Raw genomic sequence first — 16,036 nt, 5'->3', positions numbered from 1 at the left:
GAGGAAACACTGGGCCACATCGCTACAACGCTCTCGGCCTACATCAATTCATATCGCAGCCAACGTGTGCCTGTTGATGACCTCCGAGAACAGGCTTACACCGCAAACCCAACACTTATCGGCGACGCCAACGCCCGAATCCGTCTCCGTGATGCGTTAGAAGAGCTTGTCACCGCCGGGCTGGCTACGCTACCGGCAGCTGGGTCCAAGACTGGTTGGGACACTAGCATGCTCCCGTCTCTCCCCGTTTGGGTCTTGAAACCGGCCCGAACCAAGCCAGCGGAAGTCGACACCCGGCGTCGCGTCTACCCGAGCCGTCTAGAAGCGGCGGCCGCGATAGCCACTCGCCCGGATGAAGTTGAGTTGCTCAACCTAGTCGCAGACTGGCTCCGCGATCACCCCGCCGCAATTCCGGTACCCATGGAAGAACGATCGCTAGACTTGTTCGGCAATGAGAAGATTCTCGGCGAAAAGGTGGAGACCCGTCTATTCACTTCAGGTGCTCTTACGCTGGACCTTCTCGCCTGTCACCGTACCCCCATTCCTCTGCCGTCCCAGCACATCTTTGGAACTGGGCCGACACGGCTCTTGGTTTGCGAGAATCGTGCCGCCTACTACTCGATCATCATGGCCTGCCGTGCACTTCCGTTCGAAGCGCGGCCAGACTTGCATGTCGCGTTCGGCGGCGGCAATCAGTTCTCGGTCGGCCACGCTGAGATAGCCTTCCTAGACCCGGTACCGGCACGGGCGCTTTATTGCGGCGACCTTGACCGGGCAGGGATCGAAATTGCCGTTCGCGCAGCAGCCGCCTCCACCGGCACCCCTGTCCTAGAACCTGCCACCGCTCACTACGATTGGATGCTTCGCCATGGAAGGCAGCAGCCGGACCCGAGCAATCGGAGAATCGAGGACCCCGAGCCGTTGCTCGTCTGGTTCCCAGAGCCGCTCCGGCCGCGTATCCGTCACCTGCTGGTCACCCGGACTAAAATCAGCCAGGAAACAGTCGGCTTGGAGGCACTGACCAAGCACCCGAGACTCATCAGGGGACTATAAGCTGCACCTCCGGTTAGGTCCCCTTCTCTCCGCCGTCACCGGGCGGCTGTGTTTCCGGCGATGTGCTGTGCAATGTATTCGGCGTCGCGGCCCACGCCCGCCAGGATGGACGAGCCGTGCCCTGCCCGGGTGTTCGGTGACGCCGCGGTGGTGCCGGGGGTAGTTCCATTCGTCCAGCACCGGGATGCCCAGGATGCTGAAGTCCAGCCAATAGCCTGTTGCCCAGAGGACCGACGTGATGTTGGTGGCTTCGAGGTTCAGCAGCGCCGGCTCCGAGGGAAGGCAGTCGTCCTTACGCGGTGGCTTCGGCTCCGGTGCCGACATGCCGGTGGGCAATATAGCTGTCGGACATCGGCTTCATCCGCTGGTAGAACGCCGCCTCCACCAGGCCCAGGCGTTCCGGAAGGTCACTACTGAAGACGAGGGCACCGTCGTCGGCTGCTTCCAAATGGCCGTACAGGCGGACGCCGAGCCGGCCGCGATCCCGCAGGTGGAGGTCGTGGCCGCCGTCGGCGCCGGACATCAACGGGTTGCAGGCGAACCTCGCCGTTGGGGAGGGCAGCTGCCCCACCCGTAGTCGGCGTCGAATTGTGCGAGCTGCATCATCCAGTTAGAGGAGGTCCTGGCCGCGGTACCGGCGCGGTGCTTCCGGGCAGGTGGATTTCTCGACCGCCGGCGAGCACTTCGTCGGCGATCTTGCCGCCGGACTGGCCGGTGCCGACTATGAGCGCGGCACCGCTGGGCAGCTCTCCCGGGTTGCGGTAGCTGTCGGTGTCGAGTTGCGGGAGGTGGCTGGGCAGTTGCGCCGACAGTGCGGGGATTTTCGGCGAGCACCACATTCCCCTGCAGCTGCACAAATCTGCTAGTCCCGACCGTTTCAGAGTAGACGGGGTCGAATACAGCGACTTCCTGCCCCGGGGTGTCGAGCAGGTGATAGTCGACAACGCCTTGGACGAATAGATCGGCGACGAAACACGGAGTCACCTACCGAGTAGGTGAAGGGCCGGTGAAGTCAGCACCTCGCTGGCCCCGCGGTGACCCGAGGAGAAAAGCTTCTAAACTCGTAGGCACAATAGGGGCTAACCACCACCGGGGACGGCGTATCGTCAGGTGGCGCCACACCAGCGTGGAGACGCCGAACGTTGCAGACTTCTTTGGGGGGCGACTCGTTCGGTACTTATGAATTGCCACCATCAGCTAGAGGGAAGAGTTACCATTGGTCGCCACCTGTCGAAACCCACTTAAGTAGGTATATAAATCGTGCTGAAGCCGCCCTTATTGGAATCCGTGACTGCCCCCACTCGGATAGAGCTAAAACCGCCTAGCGCCTGGTCGCTGATCCTGGGGGCTGTCTTGTTTTTCGCCATCGCGGCAGGCATTGGCTGGCTTCTTTTCGTCTACTTGCAGGACACCTACAAGACGGAACCCTTCGATGCCGCCAGGACCGCAGCCACTCTCCTTGGAGTCCCGTCTGCAGCAGCGGCAATTTACGTCGGTCTTAGAAGCCAGCGCGTCAAAGAGCAGCAACTACACGCTGACAGGTTGAGGTTGGACGCAACGGAACGTCAGCTCACGCACACGATTGCCACGGAATCAGCCCGGGTAGATGCTTCTCGAAGAAGTGAACTTCAAGCGCGGTTTATTTCAGCGTCTGACCAAGTGGGTGACGACGCGCCCGCAGTCCGCCTAGCCGGCCTAAATGGGCTTTCCCAGCTCGCAGACGAGTGGGCAGAGCAAAGGCAAGCGTGTGTGGACGTCATCTGTGCTTACCTTCGGATGCCCCCAGGGAAAGGTGGACTCGGGCGAGCCGGATCGGCGCGAACTCGAAGTTCGCCTATCGGTACAAAGGTTAATTGCTGCAGGATTGCGCCCCCGAAGAATAGAAGATGGCCTCACCTGCAAATGGGCGGATGTCTCAATCGATTTGCGAGGTGCCACTCTCACGGAATTGAATTTCTCAAAGCTTTACCTTCCCAATGCGATTGACTTCTCGGGCGCAGTATTTAACGGCCCTGCAAACTTTGAAGAGTCTAAGTTCGAAAGGGAAGCCAGGTTTCAAAAGACTGAGTTTGACAGTGCTGTTTCCTTTAGAAAAGCTCAGATGACCATCGGTATTTTTGATTCTGCAGTCTTCAAAGACCACGCGAACTTCAGATTCACCGGCGCAAAAGGAATAAGATTTGGCAGTGCTGTCTTTGAAAGAACGTCAAGCTTTGAGGGATTCCGCGGAAAGGTAACCTTCCAAAATGTATCATTCGGCTCACAGCCGGTTCTCCCTCAATACGAAATCCTCGTGTCAAGCTCCAACATAAGCGGAATGCCCATGACGGACATTCAACGTACCGGGGCCCCTTAAATCGGGCGCACTGCAACCACTTCAGGGAATCAGAACCATGTCACAACTGCGGTGGCATTGTCCTTCCGTTCACAGGGCAAGATCGTCTCGTGGCTAGATGGCCGCGAGGCCACGCCGCACCAGGGTGATCCAGCCGCTAGGACTCTCGCCAGGCGGTCCACACCCGCAAGGTTCGTGGGGAACGGGGTTCCCGGATGAGTGGCATGCTTCGTCCGGGCAGCACTGGTCATGAGGGTATGGCGCTGCGGTTGCCGCGAGCGGTGCGTTTGATGTGCTTGGTGCCGGTGTTGTTTGCAACGGCCTTCGGCCACAAGGACACGGCCTTGAAGGGGCTGGTGCATCCGTAGCGGCTCGAGCTCGAAAGGCGTTCCGTCACCGCCCCGCGATGTGCCCCGCGACGAACTCCGCGTCGTCGCCCACCACGGACAGCGTGGCCGACAGGTGCTTCGTGAGCCAGGGGAGGCCTACGGCGTAGAGACCAGGGACCGCGGTGACGCCGCGGCTGTGCCGCGGGTAGTTCCACTCGTCCAGCACCGGCACGTCGAGGAAGCCGAAGTCCAGCCCGTAGCCGGTGCACCAGATAACCGAGGTGACGCCCTCGGCCTCCGGGTCAAGGCGCGCTCCCGATTCTGCGGGCAGCCAGTGGTCCGCCGGCGAGGGCTCCGCGGGTGGGGCGTCGATGCCCGCCGCGGCGATGAAGGCGTCGGCCATCAGCCCCAGCCGCGCACCGAACCCCGCCTCCACCAGGGCGAGGCGTGCGGGGAGGTCGTCGCTGAAGACGAGGGCGCCGTCGTCCGTTCCCTCGAACCGGCCGTGCAGGCGGACGCCGCGGCGGCCGAGGTCCCCCAGGTGGATGCTGTGGCCGCCGGCGTTGCCGGAGATCAGCGGGTTGCACATAAAACGCGCGGCGGGTGAGGGCAGCTGGTCCGCTTGGAGGCCGTTGATGCCGTACTCGGGGCCGTGGAGGTTGAGCTGCAGGATCCAGTAGAAAACATCCTGGCCGCGGTACCGCCGCGGGGCCTCGGGGCAGGTCGCGACGGCAAGGTGGACCTCCCGGCCGGCGTCGAGCAGGTCCTCGGTGATCTGGCCGCCGGACTGCCCGGTGCCCACCACCAGTACGGCGCCGTCGGGAAGCTGCCGTGCGTTGCGGTATTCGTGGCTGTGCAGCTGGCGGATGTGGGCCGGCAGGGACGCGGCCGACGCCGGGATCCGCGGACGCTGGAAGGCGCCGTTCGCGAGGACGACGTTCCGTGCGAGCCAGCGGCCCTGATTGGTCTCCACCGTCAAGCCTCCGTCGACGACGCCGACCCGGGTCACCTCCGTACCGAGCCGGACCGGCGCCTTGATCCGCGCGGCGTAGTCGCGGAACAGCGCGATCACCTCGTCGCGGGGGAGGAAAGCGTCGGGCTCGGGGCCGTCGTAGCTGAGCTCCGGCAGCAGGAACGCAAAGTTCGGGGTGTTCAGGTAGAACGAATCCCAGCGGTCCTGCCAGGCGCCGCCCAGTTCCGGCCGCTGCTCCAGCAGTTGATGCTCGACGCCGAACCGGCTCAGCCAGTAGCTGGTCGCCAGCCCGGCCTGCCCCGCGCCGATCACCAGGGTGTCGATGTCGTGGACTGGTCCTGCGCCGGGGGAGGGCATCGCTACTTCTTCGGAGCCTTCGGAGCCTTCGGAGCCTTGGGCGCCTTCGGCGGCAGGCCGGCCACGTGCTCGAATGCCTTTTCCACCCAGGCCCTGGCGCGCGCCTCGTCGCCGTCGCCCTCACCGTTCCAGATCTCCGGCAGCCCGGTGTAGCCGCCCATGGGCCGCTCGGCCGGGCCGAACGGGACGGTCCGCTCGGTGCTTTCGAGCGCCGCCTTGTCCGCCTCGGAGAGCTTCACGCCGATGGTGGGGCCGAAGAGGCCGGCGAACATGTTGCCGTTCACGAACGCCCCGAGGTTTCCGAACATCGGCTTGATGACCACCTCGGGAGTCTCCGGCACCACCGCGCGGAAGTGGGCCTTGTCGGCGTCGGACGCTTTGGGCATTTCCATGGTGTTCCTCCGGGATTGGTGGCCATTGAACGGGTCTTTCTGCAGGATATGCCCTCGAAAGTGCGCGGTACAGGCCGCGGGTAGGACGCTCGCGAACCGTCCGCCGCCCGGAAGAGGGAGCAGTCTGTAAGGATGGACCCATGAATCAGAGCAGCATCCGCCATTACCAGGAGTCGGTCGCGGTCAACGCATCAGCCGAGGCGCTTTACGACCTTGTCTCAGATATCACCCGCACCGGCGAGTGGAGCCCGGTTTGTACGTCATGCTGGTGGGACAACGAAGACAGCGCCGGCCACGTCGGCGCCTGGTTCACCGGCCATAACGAACTCCCGACGCGGTCCTGGGAGACCCGGTCGCAGGTGGTGGCTGCCGAGCGCGGCCGCGAGTTCGCCTGGGTAGTCGGCGGCAAGTATGTCCGCTGGGGCTTCACCCTCACCCCGTCCGACGCCGGAACCGTCCTGAGCGAATCGTGGGAATTCCTGCCGGCGGGGATCGCCATGTTCGGTGAGAAGTTCGGCGACGGAGCAGACGCCCAGATCGCGGACCGCACCCAGCAGGCGCTCGACGGAATTCCGAGGACGCTCGCCGCGATCAAACGGATCGCCGAGTCCAGCACTGCAAGTATTGACGCCTAGTCCTGGGACTGGAACGGCTCCAACACTGCACGGCGGGTCGGACGACGTCGGCCGGCGCGCCGCTCTGCGGTTGGGCGGATGCAGACGCCGCCACCCCGCCCCTATGTAACGAACTGGTAACATGGGGTGGATGCGGAATCAGTCTGGTCAAACCCGAGTCACGCAGCTGGATGGCCTCAGGGGGCTTGCCGCCCTGGTGGTGGTTGCCTGCCATGCGCTCTCCACGCTCCCCGACATCGGTCGGGTGGTGGCCGGCGACCGGACCGCAGGACTCAGCAGTTCGGAGGCCTGGGCCGTGTTCTCCCCGCTGCACATCCTCTGGAACGGCACCCCCGCGGTGCACGTCTTCTTTGTGCTCTCCGGCTTCGTGCTGATCCTGCCGTTCACCAGGGCGGGGGCGGCCAGGAGCTGGGCGCCGTACTACGCCAAGCGGCTGCTCCGCCTCTACCTGCCGGCCTGGGCATCCCTGGCCCTGGCCGTCGCGTTGATTGTCCTCATTCCCCGCACGGCGTCGCCGCTGCAGAGCGTCTGGGCGGACATGTACGTGACCGACCCGAACCCGGGCCAGGTCCTCAAGGACGCAGCGCTCCTGCTGAACGCGAGCACCATCAACACACCCCTGTGGACGCTCAAATACGAGGTCGCATTCTCCCTCCTGCTTCCGGCCTACGTCGCCTTCGCCGTCCGGTGGCGGAGCCTCTGGCACCTGAAACTCGGCATCGCCCTGGCCCTGGCCGTGGCGGGCGCGGTGTTCCACCTCGAGTGGCTGACGTATCTGCCGATCTTCGCCATCGGGGCGATCCTGGGCGCCGAACGGGAGCGGATCCGCGGGCTGACCCGGTCCTGGCCGCGCGTCGTCTGGCTGCTGCTCGCCGCCGCCGGCCTGTTCCTGGCCAACGCAGAATGGTTCAGCCGGGAACAGCCGATCCTCGGCGTCGAGGCTGTGGTCACAGTGGGTGCGACGCTGATCGTCTTGGTGTTCCTGCTGTGCGGCTCGGCGAAGAAGCTCGGGGACACGGCCGCGGCGCAGTGGCTGGGCCGCGTCTCCTTCAGCCTCTACCTGGTGCACCTGCCGATCACCCTTGCCGGCGTCACGCTGTTGAGGCACATCTCGCTTCCGCTGGCGCTCGCGGCCTCCGTCGCTGCCTCGCTCGTGGTTGCCGAAATGTTCTACCGCTACGTGGAACGGCCTGCGCACCGGCTATCGATCGCCGCCGGACGCGCCGTGGAGCGGCGGGTCCGCCGGCGGGCCGGCGACGCCACTGTGGCAGAGGCCAGTGTGGAAAGCCCGGCCAGGCCGGGCGTCGGGCGGGAGGCGGAGACGCCGGCCCCGGCCATGGCGGCGGCGGCGTCGGGGCACCGCGGCTGAGGCGGCGGCCAGTCGCGAACGGTTAGGTTCCCACCCCGGCCCCAACCCCGGTGGCCTCCCCGACCTCCGCCGAGGCTGCCCGCGCGTCCTTCCGGTACCGGACATGCCCAACGGCCACCACAACAGTTGCAATGACCGCGGCCACCCCGAGCCCCAGCCACAACCCCACCAGCAGGGCCGCTGAACCGGTCAGTGCGCCCAGCAGGATCAACACAATCGCCAGCGCCCGGCGGACCCAGTGGACACCGCTGCCGCCGGCCAGGCGTGAGTCCGCAGCGAGCCCGGTAATGGTGGAGGTGACCACCACCGTAGTGATCTCGGCAACCTTGAGTTTCTTGGCCGTCGCGGCCTGGATCCCCATCACCAGGGCCATCGCCGAGGTGGTCATGTTGCCGAAGAGCTGTTCGGCATGCACCGGCGCCGAAGCCACGAACACGGTCAGGGCCCAGAGACCCAGGGCCACGGCGAGGAAATTCGCGGAGGTCCTAACGGTCCAGCCGTCGCCTCCGCGCCGCAGTACCCGTCCCGCCAGCGCCGCGCCCAGCATAAAGAAGGCCAGTGCGAGGGCCGGGCGCAGGACTGGCAGGCCCGTGCCGCCCACGACGGCCATGCCCAGCAGCACCACGTTCCCGGTCATGTTGCCGGTAAAGACCCGGTCCAGCCCCAGATAGCCGACCGCATCCACCACCCCGGTGGAAAACGTCAGCATCAGCATCAGGACCAGATGCAGGCGGTCCGTGCGGACCAAGAATTTTTGGCGATTCACAGAAATATCTCCGATACATCCTTGAAACAAAAGTATACGAATGTAGTATCCATACACAGATTGTATTCAATACTGACGTCGTCTTCGACCCGATGATTTGGATCCGCATGTCACTCTTGTTCCGCACCACCGCCGCGCCGGCCACCGGCCGGCGCCACGCCCGGGCTGCCGCCATGGTGGGAAGCATCGCCATTGTTGCCGTTGCTGCCACCGGCTGCCAGCCGATCCAGGCCCTGCCCGCAGCGGTCACCCGCACGGACGTGATGTCCGCGCCGATTGGAAACCAGAAAATCCAGGAGGGCGGGGCGCTGGTGATGGCGCTCTCCGCCGAACCGGACCGCCTGGACCCCACGACGTCGTCGTCCCTCTACACCCGCTACGTCATGCAGACGATGTGCCAGAAGCTGTACGACATCGATGACAAGGGCAAGATCGTCCCGCAGCTGGCCACCGCGCTGCCCCAGGTGAGCGCGGACGGCCTGGCCGTCACCATCCCGGTCCGGACCGGCGCCACCTTCGCCGACGGCACCCCGTTCAACGCCGACGCCGCCCGGCTGACGATCGAGCGCGGGCTGACCCTGAAAGGCTCGGCGCGAAAGAGCGAGCTGGGCCCGATCGCCAGCGTGCAGACCCTCAACGACACCACGCTGCGGATCAACTACAAGAAGCCGTTCGCCCCGATCACCGCCGCCCTCGCGGACCGTGCCGGCATGGTGCTCTCACCCAAAGCCGTGGCCGACGCCGGCGCCTCCTTCGGTGACCACCCGGTCTGCGTGGGTCCTTTCAAGTTCTCCGGACGGGTGCCGCAGACCTCCATCAAGGTCGAACGGGACCCGCTCTACTACGACGCCAAGAACGTCCACCTGGACACCATCACCTACCGGATCATGACCGATTCGAACATCCGGGCAGCGAACCTGCGCTCCGGCGCCGTCCAGGTAGCGGACTCCGTCTCCCCGCAGGACGTGGACGCCCTCTCCAAGGAGGACGGCGTCGGCATCCTGCAGGTGGGATCGCTCGGCTACCAGGGCCTGACCCTCAACCTGGGCAACACCGCCGGCGTCGGCAAACCCGTGGGCGAGATCAACACCCCCACCGCCAAGGACGCCAAGGTCCGGATGGCACTCTCCATGTCCGTGGACCGTGCGGCCCTGGTGAACACCGTCTTCAACAACTGGTACGAGCCCGCCTGCTCGCCGATCGCGCCGTCCAGCCCCTTCGCATCGGACCTGAGCAAGGCCTGCCCGGAGTTCAATCCGGCCAAGGCCAAGGCACTGCTTCAGGAAGCGGGAGTGCAGACTCCCTACCCGGTGGAGCTGCAGGTCAGCAACTCTCCTGATGCGCTCCGCTACGCCCAGGCGCTGCAGGCCGCCGTGGCGGACGCAGGCTTCGCCCTGACCATCCGGCCCGTGGAATACTCCACCCTGCTGGACGTCCAGACCCGCGGCAGCTTCGCCGCCCTCCAGCTCGGCTGGTCCGGGCGCGTGGACCCGCACGGCAACATGTTCAACTTCCTCGCCACCGGCGCCGGCAACAACTACTCCGGCTACAGCAACCCCCAAGTGGACAAGCTCCTCGCCGAGGCGTCCAGCGCGACGGACCAGGCCGCCCGCGCACAGCTCTACGGCCAGGTGGTGAAGCAGGTCCAGGCCGACAACCCGGTGATCTACCTCTACCGCGTCCGCAGCCTCACCGCCTACAGCACCAAGGTGGCCGGAATCGACACCTTTGCCGACGGCGTCGTCCACCTCAGCAACGCAGCCTTCGTGACGAAGAAGTAAGGACCCACCATGATCCGTTATCTCTCGACCCGACTCTGGCAGTCCCTGGTCACCCTGGTCCTGGCTTCCCTGGTGATCTTCATCGGCATCCGCCAGCTCCCCGGCGACCCCGCCATCGCAATGGCCGGGGAGGAAGCCAGCCCCGAACAGCTCAACGCCGTCCGCGCCCAGCTCGGGCTCGACCAGCCCCTGCCCGCGCAGTACCTCAGCTTCATCGGCCGGCTCCTGAACGGCGACCTTGGCCGATCCACCCGCACCGGCACCCCGGTCACCGACCTGGTCGGCACCACGCTTCCGGTCACCCTCTGGCTGGCCGCGTACGCGATCGTGCTCGCCGTCGTCGCCGGCATCCTCCTTGGCGTCGTCTCGGAGCGCTTCCGCGGCCGCTGGCCCGAATGGGTCTCCAACGCCGTGGCCCTGGTAGGCCTCTCGGTGCCCAGCTTTTGGCTGGGACTGCTCGCGATCCTCTACCTTGCCGTCAACCTCGGCTGGTTCCCCGCCTCCGGATACGTCGACGTCGGGCAGGACCCGCTCCGGGGCCTGTACTACCTGACGCTGCCGGCCATCATCCTGGGCACCGCCCTCGCCGCGGTGATCCTCCGGCAGACCCGGGCGTCCATGATCGAAACCATGAGCACCGACTACGTCCGGACCGCCAACGCCAAAGGCCTCGGCGCAGGCCGGGTGCTGTTCCGGTACGGGCTGCGCAACTCCCTGATCGTGGTGGTCACGATCGTGGGCCTGCAGCTGGGCGGGCTGATCTCCGGAGCGGTAGTCACGGAGCGGATCTTCGCGCTGCCGGGCTTTGGAAAGCTCACCCTCGACGCCGTCTTCACCCGCGACTATCCCGTCATCCAGGCCGTGGTGCTCATCATTACCGTGAGCTACATCGTGATCAATCTTGCGGTGGACATCCTGTACTCGGTCATCAACCCGAAAATCCGAGTAGGAGGCAACTAAATGGCCATCACCGAAATCCGCCCCGCGGCGCTGGACTCAGCAGGACTGGGCTCCTCCCGCGGACGCATCTGGAAATCACTGCGCAGCAACCCGCTGGGCCTCACCGGCGGCATCATGCTGGCCCTGGTGATCCTCGCGGCCCTCTTCGCGCCGCTGATCGCGCCCTACGATCCCGCGCAGGTGCACTTCAACACCCCGTTCCAGAAGCCCGGCACCGTCGGCTTCCTGCTCGGCACCGACGACCTCGGCCGTGACATCTTCTCCCGCCTGGTCTTCGGCATCCGCGCCTCGCTGATCGTCGGGGTGCTCTCCGTGCTGCTCTCGGTCCTGGTCGGCGCCCCGCTGGGACTGCTGGCGGGCTACTGGAAGTGGCTGGACGTCATCATTTCCCGGCTGACCGACGTCACCCTGGCCTTTCCGTTCCTGATCATCGCCGTGGGACTGGTGGCCATCAGCGGACCCAGCCTGGGCAACGCCGCCGTTGCCCTGGGGATCGCGCACATCCCGGCCATGATCCGGGTGGTCCGCGGTGAGACCCTGCGGATCAAGGAAAGCGATTTTGTGATGGCCGCCAAAACCATGGATGCCTCGGGCGGCCGGATCATCTTCCGGCACGTCCTGCCCAACACCGCCTCCGCCCTGATCGTGCAGGCCACCGTCATCATGCCGGTCGCCGTGATCGGGGAGGCTCTGCTGTCCTTCCTGGGCCTGGGGATCCAGCCGCCGTCACCGAGCCTGGGCATCATGCTCTCCGACGCCCAGCAGTACATTTTCCGTTCCCCCACCGCGGCGATCATCCCGGGCATCGGCATCGCCGTTATCTGCCTGGCCTTCAACCTCTTCGGGGACGCCCTGCGCGACGCCCTGGACCCCGCAACCTCGAGCCGAAAGTAACCCGTGACGTACACACCCGCAGCTCCCTTCACCACCCGCCCCACCCTGCAGGGCACCTTCGGCATGACCGCCTCCACCCACTGGCTCGCGACGGCGTCCGCCCAGGCGGTGCTCGAACGCGGCGGCAACGCGTTCGACGCCGCCGTCGCCGGCGCGTTTGTGCTGCAGGTCGTGGAGCCGCACCTGAACGGTCCGGGCGGGGACATGACCGGCGTCTTCGTCACCGCCGACGCGCCGTCCCACCCCGTGATCCTGATGGGACAGGGCCCGGCGCCCGCCGCCGCGACCCGCGAGCACTACCTGGCCGAAGGGCTGGAGCTGGTGCCCGGCGCCGGGGGACTGGCCGCCGCCGTTCCCGCCGCCTTCGACGCGTGGCTCCTCCTGCTCCGCGACCACGGCACCTGGGAACTGTCCGAGGTGCTCGCCTTCGCGATCGGCTACGCCCGCGACGGCCACCCGATCGTGGACCGGGTAGGGAGCACCATCGAGACCGTCAAGGACCTTTTCACCGAACACTGGCCGACGTCGGCCGCCCTCTGGATGCCCGACGGCAAGATTCCGGCCGGCGGTGATCTGGTCAGGAACGTCGCCTACGCCGACGTCCTGGACCGGCTGGTCGCCGCCGGGGACGGCGCTGCCGCCGAAGGGACCGGATCGCGGGAAGCCCGGATCGACGCCGCCCGGCGGGAATGGAGCGAGGGTTTCGTGGCTAAGGCCGCCGTCGAGTTCCTGGCTGCCCCGCACCGGCACTCCTCGGGAACGGACCACGCCGCGGTCATCACCGAAGCGGACTTCGCGGCCTGCAGCGCCTCGTACGAGTCGGCCACCACGCTGGAATTCCGCGGACACACCATCGCCAAGATCGGTCCCTGGGGCCAGGGCCCGGCACTGCTGCAGACGTTGGCCATCCTGGACGGTTTCCCGGACGAGTACCTGGATCCCTCCACCGCCCTCGGCGCCCACACCATCCTGGAAGCACAAAAACTCGCGATTGCAGACCGCGAGGCGTACTACGGCGACGCCACCGTGCCCCTGGACTACCTGCTGAGCCCGGAGTACGCCGCCCAGCGCCGCGAACTGATCACCGACCGGGCCTCGCACGAGTTCCGCCCCGGCACCGTCCCCGGCCACGAGCCGTTTATCCCGCCGCTGCGCACCGAATACCTGCCGCCGTCGAGCACCGGCGAGGGCGAGCTGTTGTTTGCCGGCGTGGGCGAACCCACTGTCATGCCCAGCGGGGAAACCCGCGGCGACACCTGCCATATTGATGTGGTGGACCGGTGGGGCAACATGATCTCGGCGACCCCGTCGGGCGGCTGGCTGCAGTCCTCGCCCGCCATCCCGGAGCTGGGTTTCTGCCTGGGCTCCCGGCTGCAGATGACCTGGCTGGAAGACGGCGCCCCTTCCACCCTGGCCGCGGGCAAGCGTCCGCGGACCACCCTGACCCCCACGCTGGTCCTCAAGGACGGCAAGCCGGTCACCGCGCTGGGCTCGCCGGGCGGCGACCAGCAGGACCAGTGGCAGCTGCTCTACCTGCTCCGGACCCTGGTGGGCGGATACTCCCCGCAGGAAGCCGTGGACGCGCCCGCACTGCACACCACATCAGTTCCGGGGTCATTCTGGCCGCGTACCTGGACCCCGGGCGGTGCCGTGGTCGAGGACCGGCTCGGCGAGCCCGTCATCGACGAGCTGGAACGCCGCGGCCACGTTGTTACCCGCGCCGGAGACTGGGCCCTTGGCCGACTCTCCTGCGTTGTCTCCGATCCCGAAACCGGTCTGCTGAAGGCCGCCGCCAACCCCAGAGGAGCACAGGGCTATGCAGCCGGACGCTAACAACCAAGACAAGACCCTGCTCTCCGTCCGCAACCTCGAGGTCAGCTACGGCGGCGCGCCGGTGCTGGAAAGCGTGAGCTTCGATCTCAAAAAGGGCGAACGGGTGGCTATCGTCGGCCAGTCCGGCTCGGGCAAGTCCACCGTGATCGGGGCGATCCTCGGTCTGCTCCCGGGCAGCGGCCGGATCTCCCAGGGCTCCATTCTCCTCGACGGCACGGATCTGGCGGACCTGACCGGAAAGCAGATGCGAGCCATCCGCGGCACCCGGATCGGCTTGGTCCCCCAGGACCCGATGTCCAACCTAAACCCGTCCATGAAGGTCGGCGCGCAGATCGCGGACGCCCTGGTCAGCAACGGCCTGCGCGGCCGGGCCGCGGTGAAGCAGCGCGCCGTCGAACTCATGGCAGAAGCCGGAATCCCCGACGCCGGCCGCCGGTACGGGCAGTACCCGCACGAGTTCTCCGGCGGCATGCGGCAGCGGGTACTGATCGCGATCGCCCTCGCCGGCGAACCCGACCTGCTGATCGCCGACGAACCGACCTCGGCGCTCGACGTGACGGTGCAGCGGCAGATCCTGAACCACCTGCAGACGCTGGTGGACGCCCGCGGCACCTCACTGCTGTTTGTCACCCACGACCTGGGGCTCGCTGCGGACCGCACGGACCGGATCATCGTGATGGCGGACGGCCGGATCGTCGAAACCGGCACGCCGCAGGAGATCATGTTCGACCCGCAGGAGGATTACACCGCCCGCCTGGTCGCCGCGGCGCCGTCGGCCAGCCTGCTCCCCGGCGCCGGCTTGACGGCGGAGCCCGCAGGCGCGCCGGTGCCGGTGCTGACCGTCCGGAACCTCTTCAAGGAGTTCAAACTGCGCGGCCAGCGCGGGGGAATCGTCAAGGCAGTTGACGATGTCTCCTTCAGCGTCGACCGCGGCACCACCACCGCGATCGTCGGCGAATCGGGATCGGGGAAGACCACGGTGGCCCGAATCGTCCTGGGACTCGAAACCGCCTCAGGGGGAGAGGCCCTTATCAACGGCGGCAGCCTCGCCACCAGCAACGTCCGCGAGCGGCGCGCCCTGCGCCGGATAGTCCAGCCGGTTTTCCAGGACCCGTTCGGCTCCCTGGACCCGACCTACTCGATCGAGCGGCTGATCGACGAACCGTTGCGGATCTTCGGCGTCGGAAATCCGGCGAGCAGGCGGCAGCGTGTTGGCGAACTCTTGGACCAGGTGGCACTGCCACGCACGATCGCCCAGCGCCGCCCCAGCGAGCTGTCCGGCGGGCAACGACAGCGCGTGGCGATCGCCCGGGCGCTGGCGCTGGAGCCCGAGGTCCTGATCTGCGATGAAGCCGTCTCGGCGCTCGATGTGCTGGTGCAGGAACAGATCCTGGATTTGTTGGGAGATCTGCAGGATAGGCTGGGCCTGAGCTACCTCTTCATTACCCACGATCTGGCCGTGGTCCGCCAGATCGCACACAATGTGGTGGTCATGAAATCCGGAAAAGTGGTGGAATCGGGCAGCGTGGACCAGGTCTTCCTGGCTCCGTCCGCCGACTACACCCGAGAACTACTTGGAGCGATTCCTGGTGCAGCATTCGCTAGATAGCGCGGACAACGCCCCCCGGCAGCGCGTCCAGGACGAGATCCGGCGGGACATCATCTTCGGCGTGCTGCCGGCCGGCAGCCGGATCACGGAAACGGCGTTGGCGCACAAGTATGGGATCTCCCGGGTGCCGGTACGGGAGGCGCTGCGCGCGCTGGAGGTGGAAGGCTTCGTTGAGTCGAAACCCTTCGCCGGGTCAACGGTCTCCGCCATCCCGGTCGATGACGCAGATGACCTCTTCGCCATCCGGGAAGCCCTGGAAGCGGCCACCGCGAGGCGTGCCGCCCGCCATGCAGCCGCGCAGTTCGCTGCGGGAGGGCCGGACCCGGTGTGGTGGGAACACCGCAAAGAGTTGGCCGCACTGTTGGAAGCGGGCGACCAGGCGATTGCAGACGGACGGATTGATTTGCTCCCCGAGCTCAATATCCGCTTCCATCTGGGCATCGCGGAGCTAAGCCGAAGCTCCTCCTTGACGGCGCTGTTGCGCCAGATCTCGGGGAAGATCGAATGGCTTTACGCGTCCGACGTCGACTCCCGGGGTAAGAGCTCCTGGAGCGAGCACCGCACCATCATGGCAGCCATTGACGCCGGGAACGCCCAGGAGGCGGAGCGGGGTATGGCCGCCCACGTCCACAGCTCAAGATTGGGCTACCTGAGCCGGTTCTCACCCGACGGCGCAACCGGGACGGCGTCGTGAATGCCTTCTTATGACGTGTGGTAAACCGCCCACCCATCCGTCCTGTAGAGTAGATC

At 66.3% G+C, this 16,036-nt stretch carries 14 protein-coding genes; 10 read left to right on the top strand and 4 right to left on the bottom strand.

The genetic code is table 11. From position 1 onward, the window contains the following. Positions 1-420: 420 nt before the first annotated feature. Positions 421-1,053 (top strand): hypothetical protein, encoded by a 633-nt coding sequence (locus tag AC6I9V_RS04525; RefSeq protein WP_497898505.1) that lies wholly within the window; start codon positions 421-423, stop codon positions 1,051-1,053. 292 nt (positions 1,054-1,345) lie between these two features. Here the strand turns inward: AC6I9V_RS04525 and AC6I9V_RS04520 are convergent, their stop codons facing one another. Next, the gene (locus AC6I9V_RS04520; RefSeq protein WP_497898504.1) at positions 1,346-1,576 is read right to left on the bottom strand and encodes a hypothetical protein; all 231 of its coding nucleotides are present in this window, start codon (positions 1,574-1,576) and stop codon (positions 1,346-1,348) included. A gap of 1,239 nt (positions 1,577-2,815) precedes the next feature. On the opposite strand from AC6I9V_RS04520, the gene AC6I9V_RS04515 reads away from it, so the two are divergent. After that, positions 2,816-3,409, top strand: a complete 594-nt coding sequence (locus AC6I9V_RS04515) for a pentapeptide repeat-containing protein (protein WP_497898503.1) — start codon at positions 2,816-2,818, stop codon at positions 3,407-3,409. Positions 3,410-3,781: 372 nt separating this feature from the next. Here the strand turns inward: AC6I9V_RS04515 and AC6I9V_RS04510 are convergent, their stop codons facing one another. After that, complete coding sequence (locus AC6I9V_RS04510) at positions 3,782-5,047, bottom strand: flavin-containing monooxygenase (protein ID WP_497898502.1); 1,266 nt, start codon at positions 5,045-5,047, stop codon at positions 3,782-3,784. Positions 5,048-5,049: 2 nt separating this feature from the next. Next, on the bottom strand, positions 5,050-5,439 hold the full coding sequence (locus tag AC6I9V_RS04505; RefSeq protein WP_497898501.1) for a TfoX/Sxy family protein: 390 nt from the start codon (positions 5,437-5,439) through the stop codon (positions 5,050-5,052). Positions 5,440-5,579: 140 nt separating this feature from the next. Between AC6I9V_RS04505 and AC6I9V_RS04500 the strand changes: the two genes are divergently transcribed. Beyond that, positions 5,580-6,074, top strand: coding sequence for an SRPBCC family protein (locus AC6I9V_RS04500; RefSeq protein ID WP_497898500.1), 495 nt, complete (start codon positions 5,580-5,582; stop codon positions 6,072-6,074). Between the two features lie 130 nt (positions 6,075-6,204). Continuing rightward, positions 6,205-7,443 carry an acyltransferase family protein gene (locus tag AC6I9V_RS04495; protein ID WP_497898499.1) on the top strand — a complete coding sequence of 413 codons (1,239 nt, stop codon included), beginning with the start codon at positions 6,205-6,207 and terminating at the stop codon, positions 7,441-7,443. Positions 7,444-7,465: 22 nt separating this feature from the next. Here the strand turns inward: AC6I9V_RS04495 and AC6I9V_RS04490 are convergent, their stop codons facing one another. Continuing rightward, positions 7,466-8,209, bottom strand: coding sequence for a YoaK family protein (locus AC6I9V_RS04490; RefSeq protein WP_497898498.1), 744 nt, complete (start codon positions 8,207-8,209; stop codon positions 7,466-7,468). A gap of 107 nt (positions 8,210-8,316) precedes the next feature. Between AC6I9V_RS04490 and AC6I9V_RS04485 the strand changes: the two genes are divergently transcribed. From AC6I9V_RS04485 to AC6I9V_RS04460, 6 genes are all read left to right on the top strand, one after another. After that, complete coding sequence (locus tag AC6I9V_RS04485) at positions 8,317-9,990, top strand: ABC transporter substrate-binding protein (protein WP_497898497.1); 1,674 nt, start codon at positions 8,317-8,319, stop codon at positions 9,988-9,990. Between the two features lie 9 nt (positions 9,991-9,999). Beyond that, positions 10,000-10,950, top strand: coding sequence for an ABC transporter permease (locus tag AC6I9V_RS04480; RefSeq protein WP_497898496.1), 951 nt, complete (start codon positions 10,000-10,002; stop codon positions 10,948-10,950). Then, positions 10,951-11,844 carry an ABC transporter permease gene (locus tag AC6I9V_RS04475; protein ID WP_497898495.1) on the top strand — a complete coding sequence of 298 codons (894 nt, stop codon included), beginning with the start codon at positions 10,951-10,953 and terminating at the stop codon, positions 11,842-11,844. A gap of 63 nt (positions 11,845-11,907) precedes the next feature. Continuing rightward, positions 11,908-13,677, top strand: a complete 1,770-nt coding sequence (locus AC6I9V_RS04470; RefSeq protein ID WP_497900253.1) for a gamma-glutamyltransferase family protein — start codon at positions 11,908-11,910, stop codon at positions 13,675-13,677. Beyond that, positions 13,661-15,286 (top strand): dipeptide ABC transporter ATP-binding protein, encoded by a 1,626-nt coding sequence (locus AC6I9V_RS04465; protein ID WP_497898494.1) that lies wholly within the window; start codon positions 13,661-13,663, stop codon positions 15,284-15,286. Before AC6I9V_RS04470 ends, AC6I9V_RS04465 begins: the two co-directional genes overlap by 17 nt. After that, the gene (locus AC6I9V_RS04460; RefSeq protein ID WP_349413157.1) at positions 15,267-15,980 is read left to right on the top strand and encodes a GntR family transcriptional regulator; all 714 of its coding nucleotides are present in this window, start codon (positions 15,267-15,269) and stop codon (positions 15,978-15,980) included. The genes AC6I9V_RS04465 and AC6I9V_RS04460 overlap by 20 nt, the downstream gene beginning before the upstream one ends. Positions 15,981-16,036 lie beyond the last annotated feature (56 nt).

It is taken from the genome of Arthrobacter sp. SlRoot2-15 (genome assembly GCF_059739345.1).
Note: the sequence above shows the minus strand (reverse complement) of the source record. Positions and strands in the feature narration are given on the sequence as shown.